The following is a 17488-nucleotide window of genomic DNA, read 5'->3' on the forward strand; positions in this document are numbered from 1 at the left end:
GCTATCGCGCCTCCATCCGGGCGACGAGGCTGTGCGGGCGCAGGTCGGTCCAGTGCGCCGTGACGTACTCGACGCAGGACGAGCGGCCCGCGGGCCCGTACGCGCTCTGCCACCCGTCGGGCACGTCGGCGAACGCCGGCCACAGGCAGTGCTGGCCCTCGTGGTTGACCAGCACGCGGAAGGTCGTGTCCTGGTCGTCGAAAGGATTGTCCATCTCAGCTCTCTCACTGGCCGGTCACGGCGGACTCGAGCCATTCGTCCAGGCTGGCCACGGTGGGGGCGTCGAACAGGTCCCCGATGGTGAGCTCGACGTCCAGCGTCGTGGAGATGCGGTTGACCAGCCGCATCGCCAGCAGCGACTGCACGTCGAGGTCGAAGATGCTGTCGTCGATCCCGATCTGGTCGACGCCGAACACGTCGGCGAACACCGAGCACAGGACCTCCTGGCGGGGGTTGAGCGGCGCCCGGTAGGCGGTCTCCGTGTCCGGCTCGGGGTCGGGCAGCGACGCGCGGTCCACCTTGCCGTTGGCGGTCAGCGGCAGCGCGTCCAGCAGCACGAACGCCGCGGGCACCATGTAGTCGGGCAGCATGGTCTTGACGTGCGCGCGCAGCGTGCCCACGGCGGGCGGCTCGCCGGCCGGCACCACGTAGGCGACCAGGCGTTTCTCGCCCTCGCGCAGCTCGCGGGCGACCACGGCGGCGTGGGCGAGGCCGGGGAAGCTCGCGACCGCGGCCTCCACCTCGGCCAGCTCCACGCGGAAGCCGAGGATCTTGACCTGGTCGCCGGCCCGCCCGATGAACTCGATCTGCCCGTCGCCGTTCCGCCGGACCAGGTCGCCCGTCCGGTACATGCGCCCGCCGGAGCCGGCGAACGGGTCGGCGACGAAACGCTCGGCGGTCAGGTCGGCGCGGCCGAAGTAGCCGCGGGCCACGCCCCTGCCGCCGATGTAGAGCTCGCCCTCCAGGTCGCCGGGGACGGGGCTGAGGCGGTCGTCGAGGACGTACAGCCTGACCTCGTCCATCGGCCCGCCGACCGGCACGCTCGCGGCCGGGGCGGCGCCCGCGCGCAGCTCGGCGGTGGTCGAGAACAGGGTGACCTCCGTGGCGCCGTACATCGCGCGGACCACCGTGTCCGGGCAGGCGGCGTGCACCTGCCGCACCGCGGACGGGACGATCACGTCGCCGCCGGTGAGCACCTCGCGCACGCCGGCCAGCCAGCCGGGGCCCTCCTCCGCCACGACGCGGAAGAGCCCGGCGGTCAGGTGCAGGGCGGTGATCTCCTCGCGGGTCACCAGCTCCTTCAGGACGGCCAGGTCCAGCTCGCCGGGCGGCGCGGCGACGATCCGGCCGCCGTGCAGCAGCGGCACCCACAGCTCGTACGTCGAGACGTTGAAGGCGTACGGGGCGACCATGAGCACGCGCTCGTGGTTGCCGGTGTCCCAGCACCGGTCGAGCGCCAGGCCGAGCACGTCGCCGTGGGTGACGGCCACGCCCTTGGGGCGTCCGGTCGAGCCCGAGGTGTAGATGACGTAGGCCAGGTTGTCCGGCTGGGCGTCGCCGGCGGGGGCCGAGGACGGCTGCGCGTCCGTCTCCGCGCGCTCGGCCGGCTCGTCCAGGACGAGCGTCCGGGGCGCGAACGGCAGGCCGGCGCCGGCCTTGGCGCGGTCGGCGAGCAGCACGGGGGCGCCCGAGGAGTCGAGGATCCACTGCTGCCGGTCGGGCGGGTAGGCGCTGTGCACGGGCAGGTAGCAGCCGCCCGCCTTGAGGATCCCGAGCAGCGCCACGACGAGCTCGGCCGAGCGCTCCATCAGGACCGCGACCGGCGTCTCCGGCCCCACGCCGAGGCCGCGCAGGCGGTGGGCCAGGCGGTTGGCCCGCTCGTCGAGCTCCCGGTAGGTCAGGGTGGCGGGGCCGCCGGACACGGCGATCGCGTCCGGCGTGCGCGCGGCCTGCTCGGCGAGGTGTCCATGAACAGATGTCGGCACCATCAGGCACTCCGTCAGTCGGTGTGGAAGATGTCGTGGACGCCCGAGACGCCCGAGAGCATCGTCGCGAAGTCGATCTTCCGCGGGCGCAGCCTGCGCGGGTCGAGCAGCTCCTGCGCCTTCTCCCAGTACTCCTCCTTGTTGCGGGTGCGGTCGTAGAAGAAGCGCACGAAGGCCAGCAGGGAGTTCAGGAAGGTGCGGTAGTCCTTCTCGTAGCGCGCCAGCACCTGCTCCTCGGAGGCCGGGTCTCGCAGGGCGGCGTCCACCGCGCCGGCCAGCCCGAGCGAGCCGCGCAGGGCCAGGCCGACGCCCGTGGACAGCAGCGGGTCGATGAAGGCCGCAGCGTCGCCCACCAGGGCCCAGCCGGGGCCGTGGAAGCGTTTGCAGGTGTAGGACCAGTCGCGGATGCTGCGGAAGGCGGCGGCCCGGGTGGCGCCCTCGGTCAGCGCCCTGACCTCCTCGGCCGCGGCCAGCTCGGAGGTGAACAGCTCCTCCAGGCTCTTGCCCGACTTCTTGTACTCGTCGATCGGGGTGACGTAGCCGACGCTCACCGTGCCGTCGTGCAGCGGGATGAACCAGAACCAGCCGTTCGGCCTGTTCTCGGTGACCGTGTCGCCCGCCCTGGTCCCGCCGTAGCGCTTGCAGCCCTGGAAGTAGGACCAGACGGCGATGTTGCGCAGGTCGTCGTGCCACTCGACCAGGTCGAAGTGGCGGGCCAGCACATGCTGCTGCCCCGAGGCGTCCACCAGCATGCGGCAGCGCGCGGTCCGCGGCTCCGGGTCGCCCTTGACCGTGTACGTGACGCCGCAGATGCGGTCGCCCTCGAACAGGAAGTGCTTGACGGTGGCCTCCTCCAGCACCGTCGCGCCCAGCTCCCTGGCCCTGGCCAGCAGGACGGAGTCGAAGTCGGCCCGGCGCACCTGGTAGGTGTGCTCATAGTTGGCCGCCTCGGCGAAACGGAAGTCCCAGGTGCCCTGGTTCTTGCCCCACAGCAGCGTGCCGCCGTACTTCTTGACGAAGCCCATCTGGTCGAGCCGCGAGCGCAGGCCCAGCTCCTCCAGCGTGGGCATGGACCCCGTGATCAGCGACTCGCCGATGTGGTAGCGGGGGAACTTCTCGCGTTCGAGCACCAGCACGCGATGGTTACGTTTGGCCAGCAGTCCGGCCGTGCTCGATCCGCCGGGGCCGCCACCGATCACGACAACATCGAACTCGTCATGGGTACTGATCACCGTGCTCCTCCATTCGCCGCCATGCGACTCGGAGCCAGGGTCACATTTCCCTGTTGGATCACTCATCCTCTGAATTGCTGTGTGGCCTCGCGCAACAGCGCACGTCACGAGATGTGCGGGCGCGGGGGCGTGGTCATGCTGAGGCGATGACAACGGTCGTCGACGTCTGGCTCGCGGAGCATCCGCTGCCGGGCTACCTGGATCCGATCAAGAAGCTGGCCGCCGGTTTCGAGGCCGCCCATCCGGGCTACCGGATCGAGGTCACCGGGTACGGCTTCCGCGAGCTGCCCGCCGAGGTGGCCAGGGCGGCCGGGCGCGGCCGGCCCCCTGACCTCGCCGAGTACTACGCCACCGCCACCCGCCTGGCCCTGGACACGCGGGGGCCGTCGGGCGCGCCGCTGTTCGTCCCGATCGAGCGGGCCGTCGCCGGCCGAGGCGAGATCCTCGGCGAGCGCGTCGTGCTGGCCGGCCTGGAGCCCGCCGTGCGCGGCTACTACACCTACGCGGGCGAGCTGGTCGCCGCGCCGATGACCGCGACCACGGCGGTGCTGCTCGGCAACACTGCCCTGCTGGAGGCCGCGGGCGTCACCGCGATGCCGCGCACCTGGGGCGAGCTGGAGTCGGCCTGCGCCGCGACCGGCTCGCCCGCCACCTGGGCCAACCACGGCTGGCTCGTCCAGCAGGCCGTGGCCGGTCAGGGCGGCCTGCTCGCCGACCACGACAACGGCAGGTCGGGGCGGGCGGAGAAGGTGGACCTGGCCGGCGAGGAGCTGCTGGCCTACGCCACCTGGTGGCAGCGCCTGCACGAGCGGGGCCACTACCTGGACACGGGGACGCCGGAGGACTGGGGCGGCACGCTGCGCGCCTTCACCGAGCAGCGGGCGGCCTTCACCATCGCCTCCTCCGTCGTCGCCGGGATGGTCGCGGGCGCCTGCTCCGAGGCGGGCTTCGAGGTGGCGGCCTGCCCGCTGCCGCACAACGAGGGGGCGCCGCGCGCCGGGCACCTGGTCTCCGGGCAGGCGTTCTGGCTCACCGCCGGGCTGCCGCGCGAGAAGGCGGACGGCGCGCTGGCGTTCCTGCAGTACCTGCTCGACGCGCGCAACGTGGCCGGGTGGCACCGCGCCGCCGGGTTCCTGCCGGTCACCGGCGCCTCGGTGGAGCTGCTGGAGCAGGAGGGCTGGTACGACCGGCACCCGATCCACCGGGCGGCCACCGACCAGCTCCGCGCGGCCGACGGCTCGCCCGCCGCGCTCGGCGCGATCGCCGGCGACCTGGCCGGGATCCAGGACGAGATGACGGGCGCCATGGCCGGCGTCCTGCGCGGCGCCGACCCGGGCGCGCGGCTGGCCGAGGCCACGATCTCGGCGCAGCGCCTGCTCGACGCCTACAACGACGACTGCGCCCGCGGGCTGACGCCGCGGCGGCTGGCCGTCAAGTGAGCAATACGGAAGATGACCGCTCCGGGGTGCGATGCCACCCTCGGAGCTGGCGATAGGAGTTCAGCCATGTTGAGCCGACGGCGCTTACTCGTTCTCGGCGGGCTGACGGGAGGCGTCGCGCTGGCCCCGTTCGTCCAGTCCGGGGACACGCGGAACGCGCAGCCGCAGCACGGCCCCATGCACGGCCGCATGCACGGCGCCGCGCACGACCACGCCGGCCGCGTCCCCGCGGTCAGGTCGGGCCCCGCCGTTACCCCCTTCTCCGTCAGGATGCCGGTGCCCGCCACCCGCATCCCGTCGGTGCAGACCGCCGACACCGACATCTACCGGATGTCCGTCCAGCCGGCGACGGCCCAGATCCTGCCGGGGCTGAGCACGCCCGTGCTCACCTACGGCGGCGCCTTCTGCGGGCCCACCATCCGCGCCCGGCGCAACCGCAGGACGCTCATCACCTTCGACAACAAGCTCGGCCACGAGACCAACGTGCACCTGCACGGCGGGCGCGTGGCCGCCGTGCACGACGGCTACCCGACGGAGGTGATCGCGCCGGGCTCGGGCAGGGCGTACCTGTACCCGAACGCCCAGCCGGGCGCGACGCTCTGGTACCACGACCACGCCCACCACCTGGAGGCCGAGAACGTCTACCGCGGCCTGCACGGGTTCTACCTGATCGACGACGAGGACGAGCGGCGGCTCGGCCTGCCGTCGGGCGGCTACGACGTGCCGATCATGCTGCGTGACGCGCTGTTCGACGACGCGGGAAACCTGGTCTTCGACCCCGCCGACCCCTACAACCGCCCCACGCTGCTGGCCAACGGCAAGCCTCAGCCCTACTTCGAGGTCGCCGCGCGCAAGTACCGGTTACGCCTGCTCAACGGCTCCACCCACCGCGTCTTCGAGCTGACGCTCGACGGGGCGCGGATGACGCAGATCGCCACCGACGCCGGTCTGCTGCCCGCGCCGGTCCCGGTGGACCGGCTGGTGCTCTCGTCGGGCGAGCGCGCCGACATCGTCGTCGACTTCGGCCAGGCCCCGCTGGGCGGCCACGTCACGCTCAACGACGTGGCCGGCCCGGTGCTGCGCTTCGACGTCGTACGCAGGGCCGCCGACCGCAGCAGGGTGCCCGCCCAGCTTCGCCCGATGTCGCCGATGCCGACGGCCGTCCAGGACCGCAAGCTCGTGCTCAGCCTGGACCCGGTCAACATCAGGGCGCTGATCAACGACAGGGTGTTCGACCCGGCCAGGGTGGACATGCAGGTCAGGCGGGGCACCACCGAGATCTGGGAGGTCACCAACAGCGACACGAACGTCGGCGGCTCCGGATTCGGCGTCCCGCACAACTTCCACACCCACCTCTCCCACTTCCTGCTCCTGTCCCGGGACGGCAAGCCGCCGCTGCCGGGCGAGGGCGGCTGGAAGGACACCGTACTCATCCAGCCGGGCGAGACCGTTCGCCTACAGGTCGACATCGGCTCCCACCTGGGCCGATACGTCTATCACTGCCACATGCTGGAGCACTCCGCCCTCGGAATGATGGGCCAGATGGAGATCGTCAATTAGTTCTCAAGGAGGACTGGATGAGCACCACAGAAAGCATCACCGCGGCGCCGAAGAAGACGGGCCGCGGCAAGAACATCGCCCTCTGGGTGGCGCAGGTTCTCCTGGCCTACCAGATCGGGCTGGGCGGCGTACTGAAACTCATCGGCGATCCCACGATGGTCGGCATGTTCGAGGCCATCGGCGCCGGCCAGTGGTTCAGGTACGTGGTCGCCGTCATCGAGATCGCCGGCGCGATCGGCCTGCTGGTCCCGCGCCTGACCGGCGTCGCCGCCCTCGGCCTCGTCGGGCTGCTGGTCTGCGCGGCCGGCACGAACGCGTTCGTCCTCGGCGGCCCGCCGATCATCGAGGCCGTCCTGATCGTCATCGCCGGCCTGGTCGTCTGGGGCCGCTGGTCCCGCGTCAAGGCCTTCTTCGGCGCCAAGTGAGCTCGTGACGCCCGGTACGCGACGCGGCGTACCGGGCGTCGGCCTGTCCCAGCAAGGATCCGATGTCTGGAGGAGACATGACCGAGACCGCCACCGAGACCGCCACCGAGACCGCCACCGAGACCGTCACCGAGACCGCCACCGAGACCGTCACCGAGAACCCGCAGAACCAGATGCCCACTCCCGACCCCGCGCTCAAGGCCCTGGAGCCGCTCGTCGGCGCCTGGGAGATGACCGGCAAGGACCTCAACTCCGGCGACCCCCTGGGCGGGCGGCTCACCTTCGAGTGGATGGAGGGCGGCTTCTTCCTGGTCCAGCACCACGAGATGGACCACGGGCACGGCACGATGAAGGGCGTGGAGTACATCGGCTACGAGGCCGAGGGCCAGGCGCTGCGCTCGCGGTACTTCGACAGCACGGGCAACGCCTTCACCTACACCTGGAAGCTCCAGGACGGCGACCTCAGCATCTGGTTCGGCGAGGAGGGCTCCCCGGCCGGCTTCACCGGCGTGCTCAGCGCGGACGGCGCGACCATCTCGGGCCGCTGGGCGTGGCCGGGCGGCGGCTACGAGGCCACGATGACCAAGGCCGGCTGAACGGCACAGCACGAAGTGGCGGCGGGCCGGGGCCCGCCGCCACTTCCGTGTGCCCGCGCCGTCAGGCGGGCACCTTGGGCCTGTCCTGCGACTCGGCCTGCTGCCGGCCGGAGGAGACCAGCCGCTCGCGCAGCCGCATCGCGGGCAGCTCGACCAGGTAGTAGCTGACCGTGGCGATGAGCACGGTGCCCACCAGCACGACCGCGAGCAGCTCCCAGAAGCCGGCCTTGCCCATCACCGCGGGCATCGGCAGCGGCGCGGCGCCGAAGATGCTGCCGTTCTGCAGCCACAGGTACTGCAGGACGAAGTGCCACAGGTAGACGCCGTAGGAGATGCGCCCGAAGAAGCGCATCGGCCGGTTGGTGAGCACGGCGTCGATGAACGCCGAGCGCACGCCGGGGATGACGACGGGTGCGATGATCAGCAGCGCGAAGACGAGGAACAGCACCATCTCCGCCAGCGCCTCCGGCACGGTGGCGTAGTCGGCCATGCCGGGCTTGCCGAACGGCCTGATGCAGTTGATCACGTACACCACCAGCGCGCCGAGCCAGAACAGCAGCGGGCGGCGCTGCGCCGCGCGGTAGAGGCGCGGCGTGGTGCCGGTGGCCTCCGCGTACGCGGCCAGGATCGCCAGCCCCATGCCGATGGCCAGGAAGCCGGTGAAGCCGATCACCCAGAAGTACTCGTAGGGGAAGGGGCCCATGAACTCCAGGTGGGTGTAGACGGTCCAGGCCAGGCCGACGAGCACGAAGACGGCGAGCGGCACGATCAGGCGGCGGGCCTTGCCGCCGGGGGTGTCGGCCTTCCTGGCGTACCTGTCGAAGATCCAGGCCAGGATCGGCAGCGCCAGGTAGAAGGTGACCTCGGCGGGGACGGTCCAGGTGGGTTCGAGGCCCGCGTACCCCAGCTCGGGGCCGGGCACGTAGTTGTGCATGAGCAGGAGCGGGCTGAGGACGTACCAGATGCCGTCCACGCTCTTGGCGTTGAGCAGCAGCAGCGCCGCCACGGCCACCAGCCAGTAGGCCGGCAGGATGCGCAGCATGCGCTTGATGAGGTAGCCCCTGATGGCCGGGCGGGGCGTGCCGACGATGGTCGCTCTGGCGAACGGCCGGTACAGCAGCAGTCCGGACATCACGAAGAAGGGCGGCAGCAGCACGTTGAACCCCTGGACCAGGACGGCCCAGATGCTGTCGGCGGGCTTGTCGTAGAAGCCGATGACGCCGGCGGCGAAGGCGACGTGCACGATGATGACGCCGAGCGCCAGATATCCGCGCAAGCCGTCGAGCCGTGGCGCGCGTTTTCCGCCGCCACCGCCATTACTGATGATTTCCGGTGATGTCATGGCATGCTTCCTCGCAGTCCGTTCGCTGATGGGACCTGGCGCCATCGTCACGCCCCGCTCTTCGTGGGCGCATCTCGTTGCGTGCTGAATTCGGATGAATGGCAGGAAGCGGCCGATTCCGCGCAGGTAGCTGCTGCGCACCGGCATGGTGCCGGCTTTCACGAAGGCGCACCGTTGTGCACATGACGGAAAAAACTGTTCTCACGTATTCCTCGTACTTGGCCCTCGACGAAATTCTCGGCGCGCAGCGGCCGGTCTCCGACAGCCATGACGAGACGTTGTTCATCGTCATCCACCAGGTGTACGAGCTGTGGTTCAAGCAGACGCTGCACGAGATGGCGGAGCTGCAGCTGGAGCTGGCGGGCGGGTTCACCGCGCACGCCATGCGCACCCTGCACCGGCTCCTGCGGATACTGAAGCTGGCGGCAGCCCAGATGGACGTGCTGGAGACGATGACGCCCGGCCAGTTCTCCGCCTTCCGCGGCAAGCTCGGCACCAGCAGCGGCTTCCAGTCGGCGCAGTTCAGGGAGATCGAGGCGGTGCTCGGGCGGCGCGACGAGCGCGTCCTGCTCGGCCAGCCGGAGGGCAGCCCCGCCCATGACAGGATCGCGGCCGCGATGGCCAGGCCGTCCCTGTACGACTCCCTGCTCACCTACCTCTACCTGCGCGGCTACGAGGTGCCCAAGGACAAGCTCTACAGGGACGTCACCGAGCATCTGGAGCCGTCACAGGACCTTCAGGACCTGCTGCTGCGCGTCTATCAGGACGACACGGGCGCCGCGCAGCTGTGCGAGCGCATGGTGGACCTGGACGAGTGCGTCCAGGAGTGGCGTTACCGGCACCTGAAGATGGTGGAGCGCACGATCGGCGCCCGGCCCGGCACCGGCGGCTCCAGCGGCGGCCACTACCTCATGAGCTCACTGGCGCCCTGCTTCCCCGACCTGTGGGCGATCAGGAGCGCGATGTGATGGACCAGTCCGCGCGGCTCGCGCCGCACTACTCCCGCTTCCGCGTCTCCGAGCGGCTGCTGCTCACCGGCCACTCCCACCAGGCCTGGCCGGACGTGGCGCTGGCCGGGCAGATCGACGCGTACATGGACGCCGCCAGGGACGCCGACGGCAAGTGGGCCCTGGCGTTCAAGCAGGCCGACCGGGTCAGGGACGGGCTGCGCCGCTTCCTCGGCGACCCGAACGCGCAGCTCGCGCTCGGCGCCAGCACGCACGACCTGGTGCTGCGCTTCCTGTCGGCGCTGGACCTGCGGCGCCGCCCCAGGCTGATCACCTCCGACGGCGAGTTCCACACGCTGCGCAGGCAGCTCGCCCGGCTGGCCGAGGAGGGGGTGGAGGTGGTCGTGGTGCCCGCGCGGCCCGCGGGCACGCTCGCCGCCCGGCTGGCCGGCGCGGTGGACGGCCGGACCGCGGCGGCGCTGGTGTCCGCGGTGCTGTTCGAGGACGCCCGGATCGTGCCCGGGCTGGACGAGCTGGCCGGGGCGTGCCTGCGCCACGGCGCGGAGCTGCTGGTGGACGCCTACCACGCGCTCGGCGTGGCGCCGTTCGGCACCGCGGGGATCGAGCAGGCCTGGGTGGTCGGCGGCGGGTACAAGTACCTGCAGCTCGGCGAGGGCAACTGCTTCCTGCGGCTGCCCGGCCACGCCGACCGGCTGCGGCCGGTGATCACCGGGTGGTTCTCCGAGTTCGGCGACCTGGCGGGCGAGCAGCCTCCTGGCGTCGCCTACCCCGCGGGCGCGCAGCGGTTCGCGGGCGCCACCTACGATCCGACCAGCCACTACCGGGCCGCGCGCGTCTTCGACTTCTTCGCCGGGCAGGGGCTCACGCCCGCGTTCCTGCGGGCGGTCTCGCTGCGCCAGGTGGGGCTGCTGGCGGCCCGGTTCGACGCGCTGGACGTGCCCGAGCAGCTCGTGACCAGGGACAGGGCGGGGCGGCCCGAGGACTTCGGCGGCTTCCTGGCGTTGCGCTCGCCGTACGCGGGGCGGCTGCGCGCCGGGCTGGCGGCGCGCGGCGTGCAGGCCGACAGCCGGGGCGACTACCTGCGGCTCGGGCCCGCGCCGTACCTGTCGGACGAGCAGCTCGAACGGGCGGCGGAGCTGCTGGCCGAGGAGATCCGCGACCTCGTGCGGACCGCGGGCCGTCCCGTCACGGGCGGAACAGGGCGGCGTCCATGAGCGTGACGTCGCGTGCCAGGCTGACGGGGAAGCCGACGTGGGCGAGCACGTCGTGCTCGACGTCCACGCCGGGGGCTACCTCGGCCAGCACCAGCCCGTCCGCGGTGACGTCGAAGACCGCCCGCTCGGTGACGATCAGGGCGGACTGGCCGGCGGCGACCCCCTCGCGCAGCCGGTAGGTGACGTGGTCCACCCGGGGCACGAACTTGGCCACCCGGCCCTCCTCCAGGATCCGCAGGCGGCCGCCCGCGCAGTCCGCCCTGAGCCCGCCGGTGGTCATGGTGCCGGCGAAGACCAGGCGGGCGGCGCCGTGCGCGATGTCCACGAAGCCGCCGGCGCCGGGGTTGGCCGCGCCGAAGCGGCTGACGTTCACCCGGCCGAGCGCGTCGATCTGCGCGAAGGCCAGCGCGGCGAACGGGCAGCCGCCCCCGTCGATGAAGTCGAACTGGGCGGGCCCGTCGAGCAGCGCGCGCGGCGCGTAGTTCGCGGAGAACTGCCAGCCGCTCATCACGATGCCGCCGAAGGAGCCGTGCTCGGTGGTGAACAGGTAGTCGTCCAGGCCGTCACCGTCCAGCGCGCCGTCCTCCGCCATGACGAGCACGGCGTCCGACGAGGCGCCGAACCCGAAGATCGCGGTCTCCCTCCTGCGCACCTCCCTGGCCACCCGGCGGGCGATGACCTTGTCCGGCCCGGCCGGCAGCCGGGGCACGCGCGCGACCGCGCCGGGCACGTGGCCCAGGTAGCCGGGGTCGTCGCGGACGCCGGTGCCGGTGGGCGCGTCGGGGACCACGACGACCCGGTCGACGAGCGCGCCGGGCACGCGCACCTCGCGCGCCGGCCGCTCCCCCGGCTCCACCAGCCGCGACACCTGCGCGATCACGGTGCCGCCGCAGGCCTTGACCGCCAGGGCGATCGCCAGCGCGCTCGACAGCAGCGGCTGGTCCTCGAACGACAGGTTGCCGTCCGGGTCGGCGCTGCCCGCGCGGATCAGGCCCACGTCCAGCGGCCAGGTCGGGTACCACAGGTACTCCTGGCCGCCCAGCTCGACGAGCTCGACCAGGTCGTCGGTGGCCAGGCGGGTGAACCTGCCGCCGCCGTGCCGGGGGTCGGCGTACGTGCCGAGGCCGACGCGCGTCAGGTAGCCGGGGCCGCGCCTGGCCACCTCGCGCAGCCAGTGCATGGTGGCGCCCATCGGCCAGGTGTAGGCCTCGACGAGGTCGTTCTGGATCAGCTCGGTCAGCGCGGGCCGCGCGCCCGTCTCCGGGTGGCGGGGGTTGATGAACGAGCCCGACACGATGCGGCGCATCAGGCCCTTCACCGCCACGTGGTCCATGCCGGGGATGCCCACGCCGTCGCCGGTGGCGCAGGGGAAGTAGAAGGTCAGGTCCCGCGGCGTGCCGCCGGCCCGGTAGCGCTCGCCGAGCGCGGCCAGCAGGGCGTCCGGCGTGAGCCAGCCGATGACTCCGGTGCTCGCGACGGCCTGGCGGTCGCCGATGAGCGCCACCGCCTGCGCCGCGTCGCACACCTTACCGATCATGGGGCGCCTCACACAGGGGTACGGAATCGCGCCAGGCTCCGCCGGGCGGCCTCGGAGCCGCAGTCCGTGCCGAACATCCAGGCGGTGCGCGCGTCCAGGGTCTGCGCGCGCTCGCCGACGGCGTCGGACAGCGCGCGCTTGGCCGAGGTGACCGCGTGCGCGGGCAGCCGCGCCAGGCCCGCGGCCACCTCCAGGGCGCGGGCCAGGGCCTCGCCGGAGGCGGTCAGCTCGTCGGCGGCGCCCAGCGCGTACAGCTCGCCGCCGGTGAGCGGGCGCTCGCCCCACACCAGGCGCCTGGCGGTCACGGGCCCCACCCTGGCGACCAGGCTCTGCACGCCCCAGGGCGGCACCCAGCCGAGGCCGACCTCGGGCAGGTGCCAGCGCGCGTCCCCGGCCGTGACGACCAGGTCGCAACTGGTGGCCAGCAGGAAGCCGCCGCCCATGGCGAAGCCCTCGACCGCGGCGATCACCGGGATGCCGAGGTGCTGGACGTCCCTGGCCAGCCGGCCCGTGGCGGCCTCGTGCCGCACCATGGCCTCGCCGTTCATGCGGGACAGCTCCTTCAGGTCGGAGCCCGCGCAGAACCCGGGCGGCGTGCCCGTCAGCACGGCCGCGCGCACGCCGGGGTGGTCGTCCAGCTCGGCGAGCGCGGCGCCGAGCGACTCCACCAGCTCGGTGCCGAGCGCGTTGCGGACGTGCGGCCGGTCCAGCCGCACCACGGCCACGCCGTCGCCCGCGCCGTCGCCCACACCGTCGCCCGCGCGGGCGCCCGTGCCGTCGCTGAAGCCGTCGCCGTCGCCGTCGCCGTGCTCCCGTGGCAGGCTCACCCGCACGCCTGCCCGGGCGCCCTGCCGGGCGCCCGCCGGGCCGCGCCGCAGGCTCATGGGCTCGCCGGCTCCGGCGCGAGCCAGGCCACGTCCACGACGCCGGCGCGCTCGTGCGCCCACGAGGCCACCGCGCGCCAGCCGTGCCCGGTCATGTGGGCGGCGATGCTGTCCAGCGTCGAGCCGCCGCTGTAGCGGGCCGACACGCTGCCCTCGATCACCGCCAGCCGCAGCCTGCCCAGGTCGGTGCCCGCCAGGACGTCCAGCTCGGCGCCCTGGGCGTCCACCACCAGCACGTTGCAGCCGTGCTGCACCTCGCTGACGGGGATGACCGGCACGCTCACCTGGCGCACGACGGCCATCGGCTGCAACGGCTCCAGCATGCTGGACTGCTTGTCATAGGGAGTGATGTTCAGCGTGGCCCGGCCGCGCCTGCGGCCCGCCGCGGCTGCCACCACCACGCGCGGCAGGTGGCCGTCGACCGGCTCGGGCAGGCCGGCGGCCAGATGGTGCACGCGCAACTGCTCGCGCAGCGCCGACAGGTGATCGAGGTTCGGCTCCATCATGACCAGGCGGCGGAACCCGCACGCCGTGAACGCCGACACCTCCTGCCCCCGGTGCGCGCCCACCTGCACCACGCCTTGGGCCGGCACCCCCACCTGTCCGAGCAGGCCGGGCAGGTGCTCCTCCCACCGGGCGGTCACCTGCTCCCGAACGATCACCTGGTTGCGCATCTGCTCGTCTCCTCCCGGTGGATGGCTCAGGCCAGTGTCATCGTCGATCACGCCCGGAGCCCGCCGCATCTTGCGTATTGCGGGGTACGGGCAGCACTCCGCGAGATGCGGCCGGGCTCCCCACCCGCGCACGATGGAGGAACTCGACCGAGTGGAGGAGCCATGCGGCGACCCCATGACCGTGACCTGAACACGTACCTGGACCGGCTGGAGATCCGCGACCCCGGCGAGCCGTCGCTGGACGCGCTGCGCGCGCTGCACCGCGCGCACGTCGAACGCGTGCCGTACGAGACGCTGGAGGTGCAGCTCGGCCGCAGGATCACCCTGGATCCGCGCGAGTCGATCGACCGGATCCTGCGCGGGCGCGGCGGATACTGCGTCCAGCTCAACGGCGCCTTCGCCACGCTGCTGACCGCGCTGGGGTACGAGGTCACCTGGCATCGCGCCGGCGTGCAGGCCAGCAGGCGGGCCCCGGCGAGCGACGTCTCCTTCGCGCCGCACCTGGCGTTGAGCGTCACCCTGGAAGGCCGGTCCTGGCTGGTCGACATCGGGCTGGGCGACGGGCTGCTGGAGCCGCTGCCGCTGCGCGAGGGCGTCTACCGGCAGGGGCCGTTCGAGTTCCGGCTGTCGGCCTCGGCCGTGGAGCCCGGCGGGTGGCGCTTCGACCACGATCCGCGCGGGTCGATCGCCGGGCTCGACATGGAGACCGAGCCCGCCACGGCGGTGGACTTCGTGCAGTGGCATCCGTACCTGTGCAGCTCGCCCGAGTCGCGGCTGGTGCGTGCCGCCGTCGTGCTGCGCCGCGACGCCACCGGCGCGGACGCGCTGGTGGGGTGCGTGTTGCGGCGCGTGAGCGGTGAGGGGACGAGCGAGGTGGAGCTGGCCACCCGGGCGGAGTGGTACGACGCGCTCAGCTCGGTGTTCGGGCTGCACCTGGGGGACGTCAACGCCAAGGACCGGGCCGCGCTGTGGGAGAAGGTGCGCGGGGCGCACGAGGCCTGGCAGCGGCGCAAGGCGGCCGTGGCGCTCGCCTGAGCGGCGTGCCTTTCGAGCCCGCCCCCTCGTCAAGGGGGCGGGCTCGTGGCTGCGGGCTCCGGTTCTCCGCGGGCGCCTCGGGCGCGTCGTTGTGCGGCGCGCCCGGGTTCCGCGGGTGGCGGACTGCGCAGGCGTCGTGGGGCAGGCGTCGTGGGGCAGGCGTCGTGGGGCAGGCGTCGTGGGGCAGGCGTCGTGGGGCAGGCGTCGTGGGGCAGGCGTCGTGGGGCAGGCGTCGTATCAGGAGGCGGGCTCAGGAGACCGTGATCAGGAAGCGGCGCAGGCCGCGGCCGACCCAGCGGTCCCGGTGGTCGGGCGGCTCGGCGGCGGCCAGCGCGGGGAACCTGCGCAGCAGCAGCGGGAGCGCGATCCTGGCCTCCATGCGCGACAGCGGCGCCCCCAGGCAGAAGTGCGGCCCCGCGCCGAAGCTGAGCGGCTGGATGTCCGGCCGGTCCGGGTCGAAGCGGGTGGGGCCGGGGAAGCGGCGCGGATCCCGGTTGCCGGCGCCCAGCATGAGCACCACCTTCGTCCCGCCCTCCAGCGGCGTGCCCAGGAGCTCCATGCCCGCCTCCGCCCACCTGCTGGTGGCCTGGACGGGCGTCTCGTACCGCAGGACCTCCTCGACGTACGCGGTGGCCCGGTCCGGGTCGCCGCCGCGCAGGCGCGCGGCCTCGCGCGGGTGCTCGAAGGCCAGCCTGAGGCCGTGCCCGAGCAGGAAGCTGGTGGTCTCGAAGCCGGCGGTCAGCAGCAGCATCAGGTTGCCGACCAGCTCGTCGTGACCGAGCCCGGCGCCGCCGTCGTCGTGCGCGCGCACCAGCGCGGTCAGCATGTCGTCGGCGGGATGGCGGCGCCGGTGCTCGATGAGGTCGCCGAAGTAGCCGGCCAGCTCGTCCATCGCCTGGTCGGCCGTGCCGAGCCTGCCGATGTTGGTGATCCCCTCCAGGGCGATCGTCAGGTCGGAGGCCATCGCGCGGAACCACTGCTGGTCGTCCTCGGCGACGCCGATCAGCGCGCTGATGACCGCGATGGGCAGCCTGGAGGCGAACTCGGCGATGTAGTCCACCGGGGCGCCGCCCGCGCCGAGGTCCGCCAGCCTGTCCAGCAGCCGGTGCACCATCCGCTCGACCGACTCGCGCATGGCGGCGACGCGTGCGGGCGTGAACCCGCTGCTGACCAGGCGGCGCATGCGCGCGTGGTCGGGCGGGTTGCGGTAGAGCATGGAGTCGGTGTAGCCGCGCAGCGACGAGTGCGAGCGCCAGCGCGGGTAGATCACGTCGTAGCTGGCCGCGTCCTGGACGCGGAGCCGGTTGTCGCGCAGCGCGCGGGAGATCTCGGCGTACCCGACGACGACGGTGAGGCCCGGCCGTACCGGGACGATCGGGCCGTGGGCGCGCAGCGCCTCGTAGAGCGGGTACGGGTCGCGGCGGCCCGCGCGCGAGACCAGCGCCGCCACCGCCTCGCCCGGCGCCATGGCGGCGCGCGTCTCCTCGCCCGGTGCCATGGCTGCGTGTGTCTCCTCGACGGTGCTCATGCGCGGGCCACCAGCCGCACGATCTTCAGCGTGTCCGCGGGATGCACCGAGGCGACCTCCAGGCCGGCGTCGTGCGCCAGCGGGCGCAGGTCGGCGATGCCGCGCTCCCGGCCGCCGTAGTACACGAGCATGCGCAGGTCCATCCCCGTACGCGGGGACTCGCCGTCGGGGCCGAAGTCCTCGACCACGAACACGGAGCCGCCCGGCCGGACCGCCTCGGCGCAGCGCGTCAGGATGGCGCGGGCGTCGTCGTCGCTCCAGTCGTGCAGGATCCACGACAGCAGGTAGGCATCGGCGCCCGGCGGCAGCGGGTCGAAGAAGCTGCCTGCCACGGCGCGTCCGCGCTCCGACAGGCCGGCCGACTCCAGCGCCGCCTGCGCGGCCCGCGCGGTCTCCGGCTGGTCGAGCACCGTGCCGCGAAGGGCGGGGAAGGCGGTGAGCAGCGCGATGAGCAGCGACCCGTCGCCGCCGCCGACGTCCACGAGGTGGCCGAGCGTGCCCCAGTCGTAGCCGGCCACGATGGCCGGCGACCTGCCGGGCATCTCGGCGGCCATGCGCGCGTCGAAGGCGGCCGAGCGGGCCGGGTCGGCGGCCAGGTCGTCCCAGAAGGAGCGGCCGAACTGCCGGGGGAAGGCCGCCTCACCCGTGCGTACGCTGTGCAGCAGGTGGGCGAACGACAGCTCGGCCCGCCCCTCCCATCCTTCGAGGTCGAGCATGGCCCGCATGCCGGCCGGATGGTCCTCGCGCAGCTCCTCGCCCAGGGGGGTCAGCGTGTACGCCCCCGCGGGGTCCCTGCGGAACACCCCCCTGGCGGCCAGGTACCGCATGAGCCGTTCCAGCGCGCCGGGGTCCGCGCCCACCGCGCCTGCCAGCTCCTTGCCGGTGCCCGGCCCCGTGGCCAGCCGGTCGGCGATCCTCAGCGTCGCGGCCACCCGGAGGGCCATCGGAGTTCCCAGATGGGCCAGCGCCCACAGCCGTTGCTCGCTCACGCGGCCATCGTCACACCGGCGCGCGCGGGCGGGCACCTTTCAGCGTGCCGCAACTGCGCACGGCGCGAGATGGCCGGGCC

At 73.0% G+C, this 17488-nt stretch carries 16 protein-coding genes; 7 read left to right on the forward strand and 9 right to left on the reverse strand.

Annotation, left to right across the window (positions count from 1 at the left end):
- Position 1: 1 nt before the first annotated feature.
- From HD597_RS23900 to HD597_RS23910, 3 genes are read right to left on the reverse strand one after another with little or no spacing between them, the layout of a single operon-like run.
- Positions 2–214 (reverse strand): MbtH family protein, encoded by a 213-nt coding sequence (locus HD597_RS23900; protein ID WP_253744924.1) that lies wholly within the window; start codon positions 212–214, stop codon positions 2–4.
- 10 nt (positions 215–224) lie between these two features.
- On the reverse strand, positions 225–1988 hold the full coding sequence (locus tag HD597_RS23905) for a non-ribosomal peptide synthetase (RefSeq protein ID WP_253744925.1): 1764 nt from the start codon (positions 1986–1988) through the stop codon (positions 225–227).
- A gap of 11 nt (positions 1989–1999) precedes the next feature.
- Positions 2000–3217, reverse strand: a complete 1218-nt coding sequence (locus tag HD597_RS23910) for an NAD(P)/FAD-dependent oxidoreductase (protein WP_253744926.1) — start codon at positions 3215–3217, stop codon at positions 2000–2002.
- Between the two features lie 146 nt (positions 3218–3363).
- Here HD597_RS23910 and HD597_RS23915 point away from each other — a divergent pair, with 146 nt between their 5' ends.
- The 4 genes from HD597_RS23915 (at position 3364) to HD597_RS23930 (ending at position 7237) form a co-directional block, all read left to right on the forward strand.
- Complete coding sequence (locus HD597_RS23915) at positions 3364–4656, forward strand: extracellular solute-binding protein (RefSeq protein WP_253744927.1); 1293 nt, start codon at positions 3364–3366, stop codon at positions 4654–4656.
- 66 nt (positions 4657–4722) lie between these two features.
- Entirely contained in the window at positions 4723–6216 is a 1494-nt protein-coding gene (locus tag HD597_RS23920) for a multicopper oxidase family protein (protein ID WP_253744928.1), read from the forward strand.
- A gap of 17 nt (positions 6217–6233) precedes the next feature.
- The gene (locus tag HD597_RS23925) at positions 6234–6641 is read left to right on the forward strand and encodes a DoxX family protein (protein ID WP_253744929.1); all 408 of its coding nucleotides are present in this window, start codon (positions 6234–6236) and stop codon (positions 6639–6641) included.
- A 77-nt stretch (positions 6642–6718) separates the two neighbouring features.
- Positions 6719–7237 (forward strand): DUF1579 family protein, encoded by a 519-nt coding sequence (locus HD597_RS23930; RefSeq protein ID WP_253744930.1) that lies wholly within the window; start codon positions 6719–6721, stop codon positions 7235–7237.
- Positions 7238–7298: 61 nt separating this feature from the next.
- On the opposite strand, the gene HD597_RS23935 is transcribed toward HD597_RS23930, so the two are convergent.
- Complete coding sequence (locus tag HD597_RS23935) at positions 7299–8579, reverse strand: acyltransferase family protein (protein ID WP_253744931.1); 1281 nt, start codon at positions 8577–8579, stop codon at positions 7299–7301.
- 182 nt (positions 8580–8761) lie between these two features.
- Here HD597_RS23935 and HD597_RS23940 point away from each other — a divergent pair, with 182 nt between their 5' ends.
- Together HD597_RS23940 and HD597_RS23945 are read left to right on the forward strand one after the other, a co-directional pair.
- A complete protein-coding gene (locus HD597_RS23940) occupies positions 8762–9547 on the forward strand; it encodes a tryptophan 2,3-dioxygenase (protein ID WP_276083003.1) in 786 nt (261 codons plus the stop codon).
- The gene (locus tag HD597_RS23945; protein WP_253759462.1) at positions 9547–10761 is read left to right on the forward strand and encodes a kynureninase; all 1215 of its coding nucleotides are present in this window, start codon (positions 9547–9549) and stop codon (positions 10759–10761) included. Before HD597_RS23940 ends, HD597_RS23945 begins: the two co-directional genes overlap by 1 nt.
- Here HD597_RS23945 and HD597_RS23950 read toward each other — a convergent pair.
- From HD597_RS23950 to HD597_RS23960, 3 genes are read right to left on the reverse strand one after another with little or no spacing between them, the layout of a single operon-like run.
- A complete protein-coding gene (locus tag HD597_RS23950) occupies positions 10733–12298 on the reverse strand; it encodes a CoA-transferase (RefSeq protein WP_253744933.1) in 1566 nt (521 codons plus the stop codon). The genes HD597_RS23945 and HD597_RS23950 overlap by 29 nt on opposite strands.
- 8 nt (positions 12299–12306) lie before the next feature.
- The gene (locus HD597_RS23955) at positions 12307–13182 is read right to left on the reverse strand and encodes an enoyl-CoA hydratase/isomerase family protein (RefSeq protein ID WP_253744934.1); all 876 of its coding nucleotides are present in this window, start codon (positions 13180–13182) and stop codon (positions 12307–12309) included.
- Complete coding sequence (locus tag HD597_RS23960; RefSeq protein WP_253744935.1) at positions 13179–13856, reverse strand: FkbM family methyltransferase; 678 nt, start codon at positions 13854–13856, stop codon at positions 13179–13181. Before HD597_RS23960 ends, HD597_RS23955 begins: the two co-directional genes overlap by 4 nt.
- Before the next feature lie 162 nt (positions 13857–14018).
- On the opposite strand from HD597_RS23960, the gene HD597_RS23965 reads away from it, so the two are divergent.
- A complete protein-coding gene (locus tag HD597_RS23965) occupies positions 14019–14891 on the forward strand; it encodes an arylamine N-acetyltransferase family protein (protein WP_253744936.1) in 873 nt (290 codons plus the stop codon).
- A 250-nt stretch (positions 14892–15141) separates the two neighbouring features.
- Here HD597_RS23965 and HD597_RS23970 read toward each other — a convergent pair whose 3' ends face one another.
- Both HD597_RS23970 and HD597_RS23975 read right to left on the reverse strand, forming a co-directional pair.
- Positions 15142–16419 carry a cytochrome P450 gene (locus HD597_RS23970; RefSeq protein WP_253744937.1) on the reverse strand — a complete coding sequence of 426 codons (1278 nt, stop codon included), beginning with the start codon at positions 16417–16419 and terminating at the stop codon, positions 15142–15144.
- Complete coding sequence (locus tag HD597_RS23975) at positions 16416–17408, reverse strand: methyltransferase (protein WP_253744938.1); 993 nt, start codon at positions 17406–17408, stop codon at positions 16416–16418. The genes HD597_RS23970 and HD597_RS23975 overlap by 4 nt, the downstream gene beginning before the upstream one ends.
- Positions 17409–17488 lie beyond the last annotated feature (80 nt).

It is taken from the genome of Nonomuraea thailandensis, assembly GCF_024172165.1.
In the GTDB taxonomy this organism is placed as follows: Bacteria; Actinomycetota; Actinomycetes; order Streptosporangiales; family Streptosporangiaceae; genus Nonomuraea; species Nonomuraea thailandensis.

Bases quoted from the DNA above. Each gene is read 5' to 3' on its own strand.
- HD597_RS23945 (WP_253759462.1), top strand. From the start codon at position 9,547: ATGGACCAGTCCGCGCGGCTCGCGCCGCACTACTCCCGCTTCCGCGTC.
- HD597_RS23970 (WP_253744937.1), bottom strand. From the start codon at position 16,419: ATGAGCACCGTCGAGGAGACACACGCAGCCATGGCACCGGGCGAGGAG.
- HD597_RS23915 (WP_253744927.1), top strand. From the start codon at position 3,364: ATGACAACGGTCGTCGACGTCTGGCTCGCGGAGCATCCGCTGCCGGGC.
- HD597_RS23950 (WP_253744933.1), bottom strand. From the start codon at position 12,298: ATGATCGGTAAGGTGTGCGACGCGGCGCAGGCGGTGGCGCTCATCGGC.
- HD597_RS23965 (WP_253744936.1), top strand. From the start codon at position 14,019: ATGCGGCGACCCCATGACCGTGACCTGAACACGTACCTGGACCGGCTG.
- HD597_RS23935 (WP_253744931.1), bottom strand. From the start codon at position 8,579: ATGACATCACCGGAAATCATCAGTAATGGCGGTGGCGGCGGAAAACGC.
- HD597_RS23925 (WP_253744929.1), top strand. From the start codon at position 6,234: ATGAGCACCACAGAAAGCATCACCGCGGCGCCGAAGAAGACGGGCCGC.
- HD597_RS23940 (WP_276083003.1), top strand. From the start codon at position 8,762: ATGACGGAAAAAACTGTTCTCACGTATTCCTCGTACTTGGCCCTCGAC.
- HD597_RS23905 (WP_253744925.1), bottom strand. From the start codon at position 1,988: ATGGTGCCGACATCTGTTCATGGACACCTCGCCGAGCAGGCCGCGCGC.
- HD597_RS23955 (WP_253744934.1), bottom strand. From the start codon at position 13,182: ATGAGCCTGCGGCGCGGCCCGGCGGGCGCCCGGCAGGGCGCCCGGGCA.
- HD597_RS23920 (WP_253744928.1), top strand. From the start codon at position 4,723: ATGTTGAGCCGACGGCGCTTACTCGTTCTCGGCGGGCTGACGGGAGGC.
- HD597_RS23900 (WP_253744924.1), bottom strand. From the start codon at position 214: ATGGACAATCCTTTCGACGACCAGGACACGACCTTCCGCGTGCTGGTC.
- HD597_RS23960 (WP_253744935.1), bottom strand. From the start codon at position 13,856: ATGCGCAACCAGGTGATCGTTCGGGAGCAGGTGACCGCCCGGTGGGAG.
- HD597_RS23930 (WP_253744930.1), top strand. From the start codon at position 6,719: ATGACCGAGACCGCCACCGAGACCGCCACCGAGACCGCCACCGAGACC.